At 69.4% G+C, this 12300-nt stretch carries 10 protein-coding genes; 5 read left to right on the forward strand and 5 right to left on the reverse strand.

Annotation, left to right across the window (positions count from 1 at the left end; translation table 11 throughout):
• Positions 1–21 precede the first annotated feature (21 nt).
• Both DYE07_RS13470 and trpS read right to left on the reverse strand, forming a co-directional pair.
• Positions 22–558: a 2'-5' RNA ligase family protein gene (locus DYE07_RS13470; protein WP_062258003.1), complete on the reverse strand. Its 537-nt coding sequence runs from the start codon at positions 556–558 to the stop codon at positions 22–24.
• A gap of 12 nt (positions 559–570) precedes the next feature.
• Positions 571–1614, reverse strand: coding sequence for a tryptophan--tRNA ligase (trpS, locus tag DYE07_RS13475; RefSeq protein WP_006944447.1), 1044 nt, complete (start codon positions 1612–1614; stop codon positions 571–573).
• A 245-nt stretch (positions 1615–1859) separates the two neighbouring features.
• Here trpS and DYE07_RS13480 point away from each other — a divergent pair, with 245 nt between their 5' ends.
• Both DYE07_RS13480 and DYE07_RS13485 read left to right on the forward strand, forming a co-directional pair.
• Complete coding sequence (locus tag DYE07_RS13480) at positions 1860–2654, forward strand: DeoR/GlpR family DNA-binding transcription regulator (protein WP_115297274.1); 795 nt, start codon at positions 1860–1862, stop codon at positions 2652–2654.
• Between the two features lie 214 nt (positions 2655–2868).
• On the forward strand, positions 2869–4593 hold the full coding sequence (locus DYE07_RS13485) for a polysaccharide biosynthesis tyrosine autokinase (RefSeq protein ID WP_147286945.1): 1725 nt from the start codon (positions 2869–2871) through the stop codon (positions 4591–4593).
• Positions 4594–4692: 99 nt separating this feature from the next.
• Here the strand turns inward: DYE07_RS13485 and DYE07_RS13490 are convergent, their stop codons facing one another.
• Both DYE07_RS13490 and DYE07_RS13495 read right to left on the reverse strand, forming a co-directional pair.
• Positions 4693–5880, reverse strand: coding sequence for a glycosyltransferase (locus DYE07_RS13490; RefSeq protein WP_115297276.1), 1188 nt, complete (start codon positions 5878–5880; stop codon positions 4693–4695).
• A gap of 2 nt (positions 5881–5882) precedes the next feature.
• Entirely contained in the window at positions 5883–6923 is a 1041-nt protein-coding gene (locus DYE07_RS13495) for a prephenate dehydrogenase (protein WP_115297277.1), read from the reverse strand.
• 119 nt (positions 6924–7042) lie between these two features.
• On the opposite strand from DYE07_RS13495, the gene DYE07_RS13500 reads away from it, so the two are divergent.
• Positions 7043–8068, forward strand: coding sequence for a hypothetical protein (locus DYE07_RS13500; protein WP_147286946.1), 1026 nt, complete (start codon positions 7043–7045; stop codon positions 8066–8068).
• A 13-nt stretch (positions 8069–8081) separates the two neighbouring features.
• Here DYE07_RS13500 and DYE07_RS13505 read toward each other — a convergent pair whose 3' ends face one another.
• Positions 8082–9026, reverse strand: coding sequence for a glycosyltransferase family 2 protein (locus tag DYE07_RS13505; RefSeq protein ID WP_074046107.1), 945 nt, complete (start codon positions 9024–9026; stop codon positions 8082–8084).
• An 82-nt stretch (positions 9027–9108) separates the two neighbouring features.
• Here DYE07_RS13505 and DYE07_RS13510 point away from each other — a divergent pair, with 82 nt between their 5' ends.
• Together DYE07_RS13510 and DYE07_RS13515 are read left to right on the forward strand one after the other, a co-directional pair.
• Positions 9109–9801 (forward strand): acylneuraminate cytidylyltransferase family protein, encoded by a 693-nt coding sequence (locus DYE07_RS13510; protein ID WP_115297279.1) that lies wholly within the window; start codon positions 9109–9111, stop codon positions 9799–9801.
• 183 nt (positions 9802–9984) lie between these two features.
• Positions 9985–12264 carry an N-acetylneuraminate synthase family protein gene (locus DYE07_RS13515; RefSeq protein ID WP_115297280.1) on the forward strand — a complete coding sequence of 760 codons (2280 nt, stop codon included), beginning with the start codon at positions 9985–9987 and terminating at the stop codon, positions 12262–12264.
• Positions 12265–12300: the final 36 nt, after the last annotated feature.

A 12300-nucleotide genomic window follows, 5' to 3' on the forward strand; every position in this document is an offset into this window, starting at 1 on the left:
TGCCTCACGCTCGAGGCGCGTTCAGGACACTCCGGCGCCCGAGCCGCGGCCCTGCAGCGTGAACGACTCGACGGGCGACCACACGCCGTCATCCTCCTGGAAGTAGAGGTGGAACTCGCTCACCGTGAACGCCGCCTCGTAGTGCTTGTTCACCTCGAAGGCATGCGTCAAGGCGCCGTCGTCGACGTGGTGGGCGATCGTCACGTGAGGGTGGTAGCGGAACTCGAGGTCGCGGCCGATGGGTCCGCTGCGCACCGCCGATTCCAGCTGCTCACACGAGTCGACGCCCTGCGCGAGCTGGACGAAGACGACCGGAGAGGTGGGCCGGAACGTGCCGGTGCCGCGCAGGATCATGTCGAAGGGCGCGAAGTCGCGCGCCACGTCGTGCAGGTGAGTGGTGAACGCGGGGATCAGCCCGTCCGCCACCTCCGTCGGCGGCATGAGCGTGACGTGCGGCGGCACCGCGTCAGCCTGGGGGTCGCCCGCGGCGCGACGCATCTCGCGCAGCTGCGAGAAGTACGGCTCGGGGACGGCGATGCTGACGCCGACGGTGCGCACGATCCGTCCCGCTCAGCGCGTCGCCGGCACCAGGCCGACGGCGTCGTAGGCGCGGGCGAGCGTCGGCGCGGCGATCTCGCGCGCGCGGGCCGCACCGTCGGCGAGGATGCGGTCGAGCTCGCCGCGGTCAGCCATGAATTCGAGGTAGCGCTCACGGAAGGGGCCCTGGACGGAGGCGACCACCTCGGCCACCTCGGTCTTGAGCGCGCCGTACCGGTTCTCCCCGGCGAAACGTTCGACGAGGGTTTCGATCGACTCGCCCGAGATGGCCGAGTGGATGCGCAGCAGGTTCGCGATGCCCGGCTTGTTCTCGACGTCGAACGCCACGAAGTTGTCGAGGTCGGTGACGGCCGACTTGATCTTCTTCGTGTTCTTCTTCGTCTCGTCGAGCATGTTGATCGAGGCGTTCGCGTTCTCGTCCGACTTGCTCATCTTCTTCGTCGGATCCTGCAGCGACATCACCCTCGCCGTGCCCTCCGGGATGTACGGCTCGGGCACGACGAACGTCTCGCCGAAACGGGAGTTGAAGCGCTGCGCGAGGTTGCGGGTCAGCTCGAGGTGCTGACGCTGGTCCTCCCCCACCGGCACGTACTGCGCGTCGTAGAGCAGGATGTCCGCGGCCATGAGGATCGGGTAGGTGAACAGCCCGACGCTCGTGTTGTCGTTGCCGCGCTTGCCGGCCTTGTCCTTGAACTGCGTCATGCGCCCGGCCTCGCCGAAACCGGTGATGCAGTTGAGCACCCACGCCAGTTCGGCGTGCTCACGCACGTGGCTCTGGACGAAGACGGCCGAGCGCGCCGGGTCGACGCCGCCCGCGAGGTATTGCGCAGCCGTCGCGTAGGAGCGTTCACGCAGCAGCGCCGGGTCGGGGCTGACGGTGAGAGCGTGCAGGTCGACGACGCAGAAGTACGGCGTGAACCCCTCCTGCATCCTCACCCAGTTGATCTGCGCACCGAGGTAGTTGCCGAGATGCAGCGAGTCGGACGTCGGCTGCATTCCGGACAGGATGTGCGGGCGGGTCTGGCCCGCCACGAGGGGTGAGGTGTTGTCGGACATGTGCCCCATTCTGACACCGCCGGCGCGTCCGCGCGCGTTCGGATCGTCGACGTACCCTCCACCGCGGCGGCTCGAGGGGTGACGCCGGCCGGCTGCGGCGCGGGCTCACGCCCGCCTGAGGGGCGGGCATCGACGCACAGGTTCGCACTTGCGTCTATGTTGGTTTCTGTTGAATCGACCGAACGCTCCGAGCCGCGGTCGAGCACGAGCGGGGCGCGCTGCGCCCCGGACCATCGGGAGGGTGGATGCTCGCACGACAGCGTCAGGAAGCGATCCTGCGCGGCATCGAGGACGACGGTGGGGTGCGCGTCAGCGACCTCGTCGAACGGCTCGGTGTCTCCGACATGACGATCCGTCGTGACATCGAGTTCCTCGCCGGCAAGGGTCTCGTACTCAAGGTGCACGGCGGCGCGACGGCCGTCGGGGATCACCCCATCGACGAGCCTGGCTTCTGGGTGAAGTCGGCGATGAACCCCGTGCAGAAGTCGGAGATCGCCCGTACTGCCGCGAGCCTCATCGGCAACGGCCAGACGATCGCGGTCAGCGCGGGGACGACGGCCTACGCCGTCGCCGTCGAACTGCGGCCCGTCAAGCGGCTGACGGTCGTGACGAACTCCCCCCGCGTCGCGGAGCTGCTCTACGACCCGGTGCGTGAAGATCAGAACATCGTGCTCACCGGCGGCGTGCGCACCCCGTCCGACGCCCTCGCCGGCCCCGTCGCGAACCGGATGCTCGCCGACATCCACGTCGACACGCTCATTCTCGGCATCCACGGCATCGACCTCGACGCGGGGCTGACGACGCCCAACCTGCTCGAGGCGGAGACGAACCGGCTGCTCATCGCGGCGGCGCGCAAGGTCATCGTCGTCGCCGACCACACGAAGTGGGGCGTCGTCGGGCTGTCGACCATCGCTCCCCTCGAACGCGTCGACGTGCTCGTCACCGACGCGCAGCTCGACGTCGAGGCACGACGCCTCGTGAGCGACAAGGTCGGCCAGCTCATCGTCGCCACGGACCGCCCGGAGACCCCGACCTCCTGAGCCGCCCGGGGCGCTCGAGCCGAACCGGTTCGGACGGGCGTTCGACTCACGGCGCTGAGCGCGCGGCGCCGCGGTATTCGTCCGTCATACCGCGGCCCGCGCGCCTCACCCCTGCGATAGAGTTACGGCACCATACATACGACTCGTCGCCGCTGGGGTGGACCGGCAGAGCTGGACTGGCAGGGGTGAACCAGGCGCGGCGTCAGGAGATCCTGTGACCATTCTCGATGTTGTGCGCATCGCGCGCTCCAACCTCAAACTTCTGCTCGGCTGCCTGCTCGCGGGCATGCTCCTCGCGGCCGGCTACACGCTGACGCGTCCTGTCACCTACGAGACGAGCGCCACCGCACAGGTGGCGGCGGGCTCGTCCGACAACGCCGTCAACGCTCAGATGTCGAACATGCTGGCCTCCGGCCGCGCGTCGTACTACGCGCAGGTCGCGGGCAGCCAGTCGGTGAGCGAACGTATCGTCAAGGCCTCCAACGGCCAGCTGAGCGCCGGCGACTTCAGCATAGCGGGCGCGAGCTCGGAGGGCAGCGGTCTCATCCAGCTCGCCGCCTCGTCCAGCTCGGCGCAGAAGGCCCAGATCGCCGCGAACCTGGCGGCGAACGCCGTCAACGACGAGATCAAGCGCCGCGAGACGCTCGGCACCACCACGCACTCGACGATCTACCAGGTGCTGCCGCTGCAGAACGCCTCGAAGCCGTCCGTACCGAGTTCGCCGAAGTGGCCCATCAACCTGGCGATCGGCGCGGCCGTCGGTCTGCTCGCAGGCCTCGTCATCGTCGTGCTGCGCAAGCAGCTCGACTCGCGCATCCGCTACACGAACGAGCTGGAGACGATCACGAACGCGGGTGTGCTCGGCGTCATCCCGAAGGCGAAGAACCTCGCGACGCCGAGCCGCGGCGGGCTCGGCTCGCTCGGCAACACCTCCGAGGCGTTCCGCATGCTGCGCACCAACCTGCGCTACGTCTCCGCCGACAAGCCGCCGCGCTCACTCGTCATCACCTCGGCCGCGCAGGGTGAGGGCAAGTCCACCGTCGCCGCGAACCTCGCGCGCGTGCTCGCCGCGGCCGGCCAGCCCGTCGCCCTCGTCGACACCGACCTGCGTCGCCCCGTCGTCCACGAGACGTTCGACGTCGACAACAGCGTCGGCCTCACCGAGGTCCTGACGGGCCAGGCGACGCTCAACGACGTCCTGCAGAAGGGCGATCACAAGAACCTCGTCCTCATCACCTCCGGCCGCATCCCGCCGAACCCGTCGGAGCTTCTCGGTTCGCGCCGCATGACGGCCGTCATCGAGGCGCTGCAGGAGCGCTACTTCGTCATCCTCGACGCGCCGCCGCTGCTGCCCGTCACCGACAGTGGCCTGCTCGCCGTCGCCGCCGACGGCGCCGCGGTCGTCTACCACTACGGCAAGACGCACCGTGAGCAGATCGCCCTGTGCACGAAGATCCTCGACCAGGTCGGCGCCGTGTACTTCGGTTCGGTGCTCAACATGACGCCCGAGAAGGAGATGGGCGCCGCGATCTACGGCTACGGCGCCGGCAACTACGGCGCTCTGGGCTCGGGTTATGGCTACGGTTACGGCCAGACCGACGAGGCCGCCGAGCCGGACGCCCCGACGCCCGCGCCGTCGACGTCGGGTCTGCTCGTCGACGGGCCGGTCGGTGCAGGCGCCGAGCGTCGTCTCGAGCAGCGCAACGCCCCGACCTCGTCGTCGTCCGCGCCGGCCACGGCCACCTCCGGCAGTGGCGTCACACCGTCGACGAGCGCGGGGGATTCCTCGACCGACTTGCCCCAGAACGGGGCGCACGTCGCCGGACGCGACGCGGCGGGCCATGTCGGTGCGAACGACGCCGGCGCGCCAGACACCGAATGGCAGCCGAACGCTCAGCCGCCGAGCCGCCGTTCGCTGCGGCACAAGCGTCGCGACTGACCGCGCGGTCTGCGACATGACATCGGCCTCACCTCGAACGTTCGAGGTGAGGCCGATGTCATGTCGCGAAGCGCGAGGGTCGGGCCGGAACGCGCGCCCTCAGAGGGCGGCGACGGCGTCGCATAGCGCGCGGACGAAGTTCTCCTCGCTGAAGGTCTGAGCGTGCTCTCGGATGGCTCGCTCATCCCAGTCGCGGGTCCGCAGCTCGTCGAGCGCGCGGGAGATCTGCTCAAGGGTCGAGGCGTCGAAGAAGACGCCGTTGAGGCCGTCGATGACGGTGTCGAGGTAGCCGCCGGCGTGCAGCGCGGCGACCGGTTTGCCGAACGCGCCGCCCTCGAGGGGTGTGAGGCCGAAGTCCTCGTACGACGCGGCGACGAGACCCGCAGCGCCCGCATAGGCCCAGCGCAGTTCCTCGTCGCTGATACCGGAGACGATCTCGACGTTGTCGGGGCGGCTCGCCCTCAGTTGGTCGGCCAGCGGCCCGGCGCCGACGACGAGCAACTTCTCGGGCCGCCCCCTCATCGCGTCGATGACGGCGTCGACGTTCTTGTAGGGCATGAGGCGTGAGACGACGAGGAAGTACGGCGACTCACCCCAGTGCGCGACCGCGCGGATGGGCGTGCGCTCCCCCGCGTCGTCGACCCCGAACGGCGGCGGCATGACGGCGACGTCGTAGCCGTACGCGCGCTTGATGCGCGCGGCGATGACGTTGGCGTTGGCGACGTAGACGTCGGCCGTCGCGGCGGCCTTCGCGTCCCAGGCGAGCAGGGGGCGCTTGAGCACCTCGAGGACGGCGCCCTTGAGGCTGCGGCGACCGTCAGCGCCGAGGTAGTCGTCGCTCGCGTAGAGCCAGCGCGCCGGCGAGTGGCAGTAGACGAACTTCCTGCCCTTCGTCGGGAAGCCGTGCGCCCACCCGCTGGAGCTCGCGACGACGACGTCGGCGTCGATCGTCATGCGGTTCGAGGCCCACGCGAGCAGGGGTAGCGCGAGGCGATGGTGGCGGCGTAGCACCCCGATGCGGTTGAGCGGGGAGACGATGATGGTCTTGTCCGCGAACTCGGGGAAGGTCGTCGACGGGTTGTACAGCGTCGTGTGGATCGGCGCGTCCGGAAACGCGCGCGACATCGCGAGCACGACGCGTTCGGCGCCGCCGCGCTGGGTGATGTAGTCGTGCGCGATGGCGACGCGGGGCCTGCTCACCCCGACAGATGCCGGACGCGAGCGGGCCGGGACCGGACCGGTCGTGGCCTCCTGGGGTGAAACGCCGTTCGAGCGCGCGTCGGTCATCGTCAGGCTCCTTCGACGGCGCGGGCGAGGGCGGCGGCGGGTTCTTCGTCGGGCATGGGCCAGGGCGGGGTCGGTTCGCTCCCCCACTCCGCGAGGCGGTAGCGGCGCCAGAAGTCGCGCACCCACGCAGGCGGATCGGTGGCCGTCACCCAGGCGGGCAGCCCACGCATCGCGGCTTCGAGCGTGCCCGTCGAGAAGATGGAGACGACGGGGCGTCCCAGCTCCGCAAGAGGGCTCGACGTCGAGTCGAACGTGATGCCTCCACGTCGCATGACGGTGTGCAGCGCGCGTGAGACGGCGTCGTTCTCGTTGGGGTGGGGGCGGTAATCCATGCCGCCGCCCCCCTGGCCGCGACACGCCGACCAATACGTGCGCAGGGCCTGCGCCCGCGTCAGTTCGGTGCCGTGAAGCTGCCCCAGCATGACCGGCCGCTCGTTCGTCACCTCGGCACGGGGCATCCGGCTGACCTCCCACAGCATCTGCGACCCGACGACGTCGACGCTGACGTCCAGGCGCCCGGCCCACCAGTACTCGGCGTCGTCGTCCGACCACGCGAGGACGTGCGCGCCCCGCGACGCGGGGGGCGAGGCGGGCGTCAGCAGGCCGTGCTGGACGAGGTGGAACGGCACGTCGCGACGCGCGGCCCACGCCTCGACGGGCGCGGACAGGCCGAGGTAGGCCCCGAGCGACAGCACCGAGGTGATCGAGGGCGCGAGCTGCTGCGTGCCGGTGTGGGCCGTCGGGGTGAGCCCGGGCATGACGTCGTCGACGTCGTGGCCGGCGGGCGTGAGCACGGCCGTCGTGCGGGGCGACAGGTGACGCAGGGGCGCGACGATCGCCTGGCGGCAGCTCGGCGTGAACTTCTCGATGATGACGAGCGTGCGCGGTTCGTCCGCGGGCAGGTGCAGCACAGCCTGCTCAGGCGCGGCGGGCCGTGCGCGGTGCTTGAGGCCCCGAGCCGTGTTCATGACACGGCGTCGACCCCGTTCCCACTGCTGCCACTGCTCGAGGTCGGGCAGAAGGCCGGCGCCCCGTACACTCATCGTCGGTTCCGTTCCGTCGTCGTGAGCGCGGCCCGTTCTCCCCCGGGTCGGCGCGATGGGCGCGCTCTGCTGCGGCCGACGTGCGCACGGCTGACCCTCCGTGCGCGATGATGGTCGTCATGACGAGCCTCGCCCAGAAGCCAACGCTATCGGAGCTGCTGTCCTCCCGCGAGATCCTGCTGCTGTCACCGCACATGGATGATGCGATGCTCAGCGCCTCGTCGGTGGCGCTCGATCACCCGTGCGAGGTGTGGACGGTCTTCACGGGTGCGCCGCGACCGCCTCAGACGACGTCCTGGGACCTCGGCTGCGGGTTCGCGGATTCGGACGCGACGATCGCCGCTCGCAAGGACGAGGACGCACGCGCCTTCGCCGGGACGCCGGCCCGGACCCGTCACCTCGACGCTCTCGAAGGCGCCTATGCGACGCGTGAGCAGCACCGCGCCGCACTGCCCGGCATCGAGGCCGAGATCGACGCGTGGATGACGGCGCATCCCGACGGCGTCGTCATCACCCCCGCCTGTGCGGGGCTGCACATGCCGCCGCCCGTGTGGCAGCCCGCCCTCGACGCGGCGAAGCGCGTCAAGAACGCCGTCGCGGCGCGGCGCGGCGCGGCCTTGTCGGCGACGCCGTCGAACGACGAACCGCTCCGCGAGCGCGAGGCGCCCGCGGGCGAGCCGGCTGAAGCCCCCTCTGCCGTACCCGGCTCTGCCGGCCTCCTGGCGAGCGTCAAGGGCGGTGTGCGGTCTGCGGCGCAGCGGCTCCTGCACGAGGAGCATCTGCGTCGGCGGCGCCGCACGATGGGTGAGGACGGTCTCGCAGCGAACCCTGATCACCTGGCGCTGCGCGATCTGACGTTGCGTGTCGCGGCCCGCCACCCGGGTGTGCAGCTCGTGCTGTTCGAGGATCTGCCCTACCTGTGGCACGCGCGCGGCGACGACGAGGTGGCGCGGCTCGAGCGTTCGAGTGGCGTGGGCGCGACCCGCGTCACCGTGCCCGTCGACGTCGAGCGCAAGCACGCCCACCTGCGTCACTACGCCTCGCAGCTGCCGGTTCTCGATCAGCGCGGGCGTCTGCTCGAGGCGGCGAACCTGCCGGATCACGAGGTGTTCTGGCTGGTGTCGACCCTCCCGGACGCGAACTGATGAAGGCAGGCGGTCAGGTCAGCCCGATGCCCGTGCGGCGCTCGATGGGTTCGCGGCGCACCTTGTAGCGCACGAATCCCCGCGCCTGGCCGGCTCGGAGTCCGGCGCGTGCCGCGAGTCCGATCAGGTCGCGTTGCTCGGCGGGACGCAGCGCCATGCGGGCGGCCGCGCCGGGGAGCTTCGCCATGTCCACGTACCAGCGCGGCGCATGCAGATGCGGCGAGGTCGCCCACAGGTCGTGCGCGGAGCAGAGTTTCATGTGCATGAGACCGGCGTCGTAGGCCCGCCGGAACGCGGCGCTGGTCGTGGCACGTCGCCGCTCGGCCAGGGTCATCCCCCAGCTCTTGCCGAGGGTGTAGCCGGCCGCGACGAGACGTAGCGCGAAGTCGTTGTCCTCCACACCCGGGAAGAAGGCTTGATCCCAGCCGTCGAGGGCCCGCACGGCGTCCTTGCTGAAGGCGCAGGCCCCGCCCATCATGATCGGGTAGCCGGGGTTGAGGTCCACCGCGGAGAAGTCGAGTGCCCCGTATGGATCGGCGCCCGGTCCGAGCACCTCCCAGACATGATCGAGGCCCTCGGTGAACTCGGCCGCGTCGATCATCGTCACGGCGCCCGTGACGAAGTCGGCCTGCGTCAGCCCCTCGTACGCCGCGCGCACGAACGTCGGACCGGCGGCGTCGTCGGCGTCGCACAGGACGGCCAGTTCGGCGGCGGCCTCGCGCACCCCGACGTTCCTGGCCACCGAGATGCCCTGGGCCTCCGTCGCCCGCACGACGCGCAGATTCGCGATGCGGTCGGTGAACTGCTCGACGACCTCGTCCGGTGGCGTCGACGAACGGTTGTCGACGACGAGTACCTCGAAGATCGGCGGATCGAGCTGACGCGACAGCGCCTCGAGCTGCAGCCCGAGCGTGGCGTTAGCGTCGTAGCACGGAATGATCACACTGATGTCGATCATGGAACTCCCCCGTCCTCCCCCGTCGGCCTGCGGCCGCGGCACCCCTTTGGGCGATCATATCGACTCACCTAGGCTGGACGTCATGTCGAACGCGACGCCCGCCATCATCCCCGCACGCGGCGGGTCGAAGGGCATCCCCCGCAAAAACCTCAAGCTGCTCGAGGGCAAGCCCCTCATCGTCTGGACGATCGAGCAGGTCCTCGCGACGCGCGGGCTGACCCCCTACGTCTCGACCGAGGACGCCGAGATCGCCGACGTCGCCCGTGGCGCCGGCGCGCAGGTCATCGAGCGTCCCGACGAGTTGGCGGGTGACACGACGGCGTCGGAGCCCGTCATCGAGCACGCCATCGAGGTCATCACCGCCGAGGTCGGCCGGCCGGATCAGGTGATGTTCCTGCAGGCCACCTCTCCCCTGCGGCTGCCCGGCACCCTCGCGCGCTGCCTCGACGAGTTCGCCGTCACGGGCGCCGACTCGATGGTGGGCGTCGTGCCGGCCGAGATCTTCATGTGGCGTCGCATGCCGCAGGTCGAAGCGCTCTACCCGTACGAGGCGCGCCCCCGCCGTCAGGATCTGACGCCCGATCAGCTGCGCTACCGCGAGACGGGGTCGTTGTACCTGACGCGCACCGAGATCTACGAGAAGCATCACAACCGCCTCGGCGGCTCGATCGAGTTGTTCGTCATGGATCCGCTCGAAGGAATCGACATCGACGCCGAGCACGACTTCACCCTCGCCGAGAGCCTGTGGCGCCGCATGAGCGAACGCGGCGCGTGACGGTTGCCACACGGCCGGTTGGGCGCCCGCAGCCCAGCGCGCCAGCCACCGCGGCCGGTTATGATGAATCACATCGAGTTGGTTGCCTGGCCTGGTCCGCGCGGGGGTGTGCAGACCGCAGCATCACACGCCGTGTCACGGCTTGACGACCGTCGGCGTGCGCCGAATGACTTCAGGAGAGTCATGACCACCATTGCCCGGGAGATCGCGCCCTATGTCGTGTTCAGTGATGACACGATCCTCGCGGCCCTCGCGAAGATCAGTGAGAACAAGGCGGGCATCGTCTTCTGCGTCGACTCGCACGGCATCCTGCAGGGAGCGTTGTCCGACGGCGACTTCCGTCGCTGGGTCACCTCCCACCCCAGCGGCGACCTGAGCACGCCCGTCATCGAGGCGGCACACCGTTCGCCGGTGAAGCTTGCGTTCGGTACCGAGACGTCGACGATCTCGCAGGCCTTCCGTGATGGCGTGCGCGTCATCCCACTCGTCGACGAACGCGGCCATGTGCGCGCTGTCGCCCGCAATGCTGTGGGAAGCGAGGTGCGGATCGGCCGCCATACGATCGGTGAGGGCCACCCCACACTCGTCATCGCCGAGATCGGCAACAACCACCAGGGCGACATCGAGCTCGCGAAGCGGCTCGTCGATCTCGCGAAGGGTGCCGGCGCCGACGCGGTGAAGTTCCAGCTGCGCGACCTGACGGGCCTGTACCGCCAGGGAGGTTTCGCCTCCAGCGCGGGAGAGGACCTGGGCGCGCAGTACACGATGAACCTGCTCGCCAAGTACTCGTTCACGAACGAGCAGATGATCGAGATCCTCGACTACTGCAAGAGCGTCGACATCGACGCCTTCTGCACACCGTGGGACGAGGCGTCGCTGCGAGTGCTCGCCGACTACGGCGTCCCGGCGCTGAAGATCGCGAGCGCCGACATGACGAACCATGACTTGCTGCGTGCGTGCGCCGCCGAGCACCTGCCGATGCTCGTCTCGACGGGCATGTCGACGGAGGACGAGATCATCGCGAGCGTCGAGGTGATGCGTCAGGCGGGCGGCGAGTTCGTCCTGCTGCAGGTGCAGTCGACCTATCCGGCGCCCTTCAAGGACATCAATCTGCGGTACATGTATCGCCTCGGCGTCATCGGCGAGTGTCCCGTCGGCTACTCGGGGCACGAGCGGGGTTACCACGTGCCGATCGCGGCCGTGGCGCGTGGTGCGCACGTCGTCGAGAAGCACTTCACGATCGACAAGAGCCTCGAGGGCAACGACCACCAGGTCTCGTTGCTGCCCGAGGAGTTCGCCGAGATGGTGACGAAGATCCGTGAGGTCGAGCTCGCGCTCGGCAACGGTGAGACGCGGGCGGTCTCCACGGGTGAGCTGATGAACCGTGCGAATCTCGCGAAGTCGCTCGTCGCGACGCGTGACATCGCCGTCGGCGAGAAGCTGACGCGGGAGGACGTGACGATCAAGTCGCCGGGCCGCGGCCTGCAGCCGAACCGTCTCGAGGCGCTCATCGGCCGCACCATGCGGCGCCCGATCGAGTCGGGTGACTTCTTCTACGCGACCGATCTGACGGACGCTGTCGCGCACGGGCGCGCGTACGAGTTCAAGCGCCCCTGGGGACTGCCGGTGCGCTACCACGACGCGCGCAAGCTGCTCGGTGCCGGTGAGACGCTGACGAACCCGGACTTCCTCGAGTTCCACCTGTCCTACAAGGACGTGGAGATGAGCCCCGAGCAGATCGCGGATGCGTTCGGCCACCAGAAGTTCGACGGCATGTTCCACACCGTCCACTGTCCCGATCTGTACGCCGGTGACTTCATCATCAACCTCGCGAGCGAGGACGACGCGACGTGGGAGCGCTCGATCGTCGAGGTCCAGAAGGTCGTCGAGATCACGCGTGACCTCAACCGCTGGTTCGACGACACCGAACCCCCCATCGTCATCTGCACGATGGGCGGGTTCACGATGGACGCCTTCGACACGCCGGCGCAGCGCACCGTCAAGTACCAGCGCATCGCGAAGGCTCTCGCGCGCATCGACGACGCCGACGTGCGCCTGACCGCGCAGACGCTGCCGCCGTACCCGTGGCTCATGGGCGGCCAGCAGCACCACAACCTGTTCATGGACGTCGACGACACCGTCTGGTTCTGCGAGCAGTTCGGGCGCCGGTTGACGTTCGACCTGTCGCACTCGAAGCTGGCCGCAAACTTCACGAAGAAGCCGTTCAGCGAGTACGTCGAGAAGCTCGCCCCGCTCAGCGACCACCTGCACATCGTCGATGCCGAGGGCGTCGACGGCGAGGGGCCGCAGATCGGTGACGGCGAGATCGACTGGCCGACGACGGCCGCTCAGCTCGAGCGTCTAGCCCCGCGCATCCCGTTCATTCCCGAGATCTGGCAGGGCCACGTCAACAACGGCGAGGGTTTCTGGACGGCTCTCGACCGGCTCGAGGCGTGGTTCTGACGGGCCCGGCCGGCGCGCGCACGACGTCCCAGCTCG

It is taken from the genome of Dermacoccus nishinomiyaensis (assembly GCF_900447535.1).
Classification (GTDB): Bacteria; Actinomycetota; Actinomycetes; order Actinomycetales; family Dermatophilaceae; genus Dermacoccus; species Dermacoccus nishinomiyaensis.

Excerpts from the sequence above, each read along its gene's own strand:
- trpS (WP_006944447.1), bottom strand. The coding sequence starts at position 1,614 with ATGTCCGACAACACCTCACCCCTCGTGGCGGGCCAGACCCGCCCGCAC.
- DYE07_RS13480 (WP_115297274.1), top strand. The coding sequence starts at position 1,860 with ATGCTCGCACGACAGCGTCAGGAAGCGATCCTGCGCGGCATCGAGGAC.
- DYE07_RS13490 (WP_115297276.1), bottom strand. The coding sequence starts at position 5,880 with ATGACCGACGCGCGCTCGAACGGCGTTTCACCCCAGGAGGCCACGACC.
- DYE07_RS13495 (WP_115297277.1), bottom strand. The coding sequence starts at position 6,923 with ATGAGTGTACGGGGCGCCGGCCTTCTGCCCGACCTCGAGCAGTGGCAG.
- DYE07_RS13500 (WP_147286946.1), top strand. The coding sequence starts at position 7,043 with ATGACGAGCCTCGCCCAGAAGCCAACGCTATCGGAGCTGCTGTCCTCC.
- DYE07_RS13505 (WP_074046107.1), bottom strand. The coding sequence starts at position 9,026 with ATGATCGACATCAGTGTGATCATTCCGTGCTACGACGCTAACGCCACG.
- DYE07_RS13510 (WP_115297279.1), top strand. The coding sequence starts at position 9,109 with ATGTCGAACGCGACGCCCGCCATCATCCCCGCACGCGGCGGGTCGAAG.
- DYE07_RS13515 (WP_115297280.1), top strand. The coding sequence starts at position 9,985 with ATGACCACCATTGCCCGGGAGATCGCGCCCTATGTCGTGTTCAGTGAT.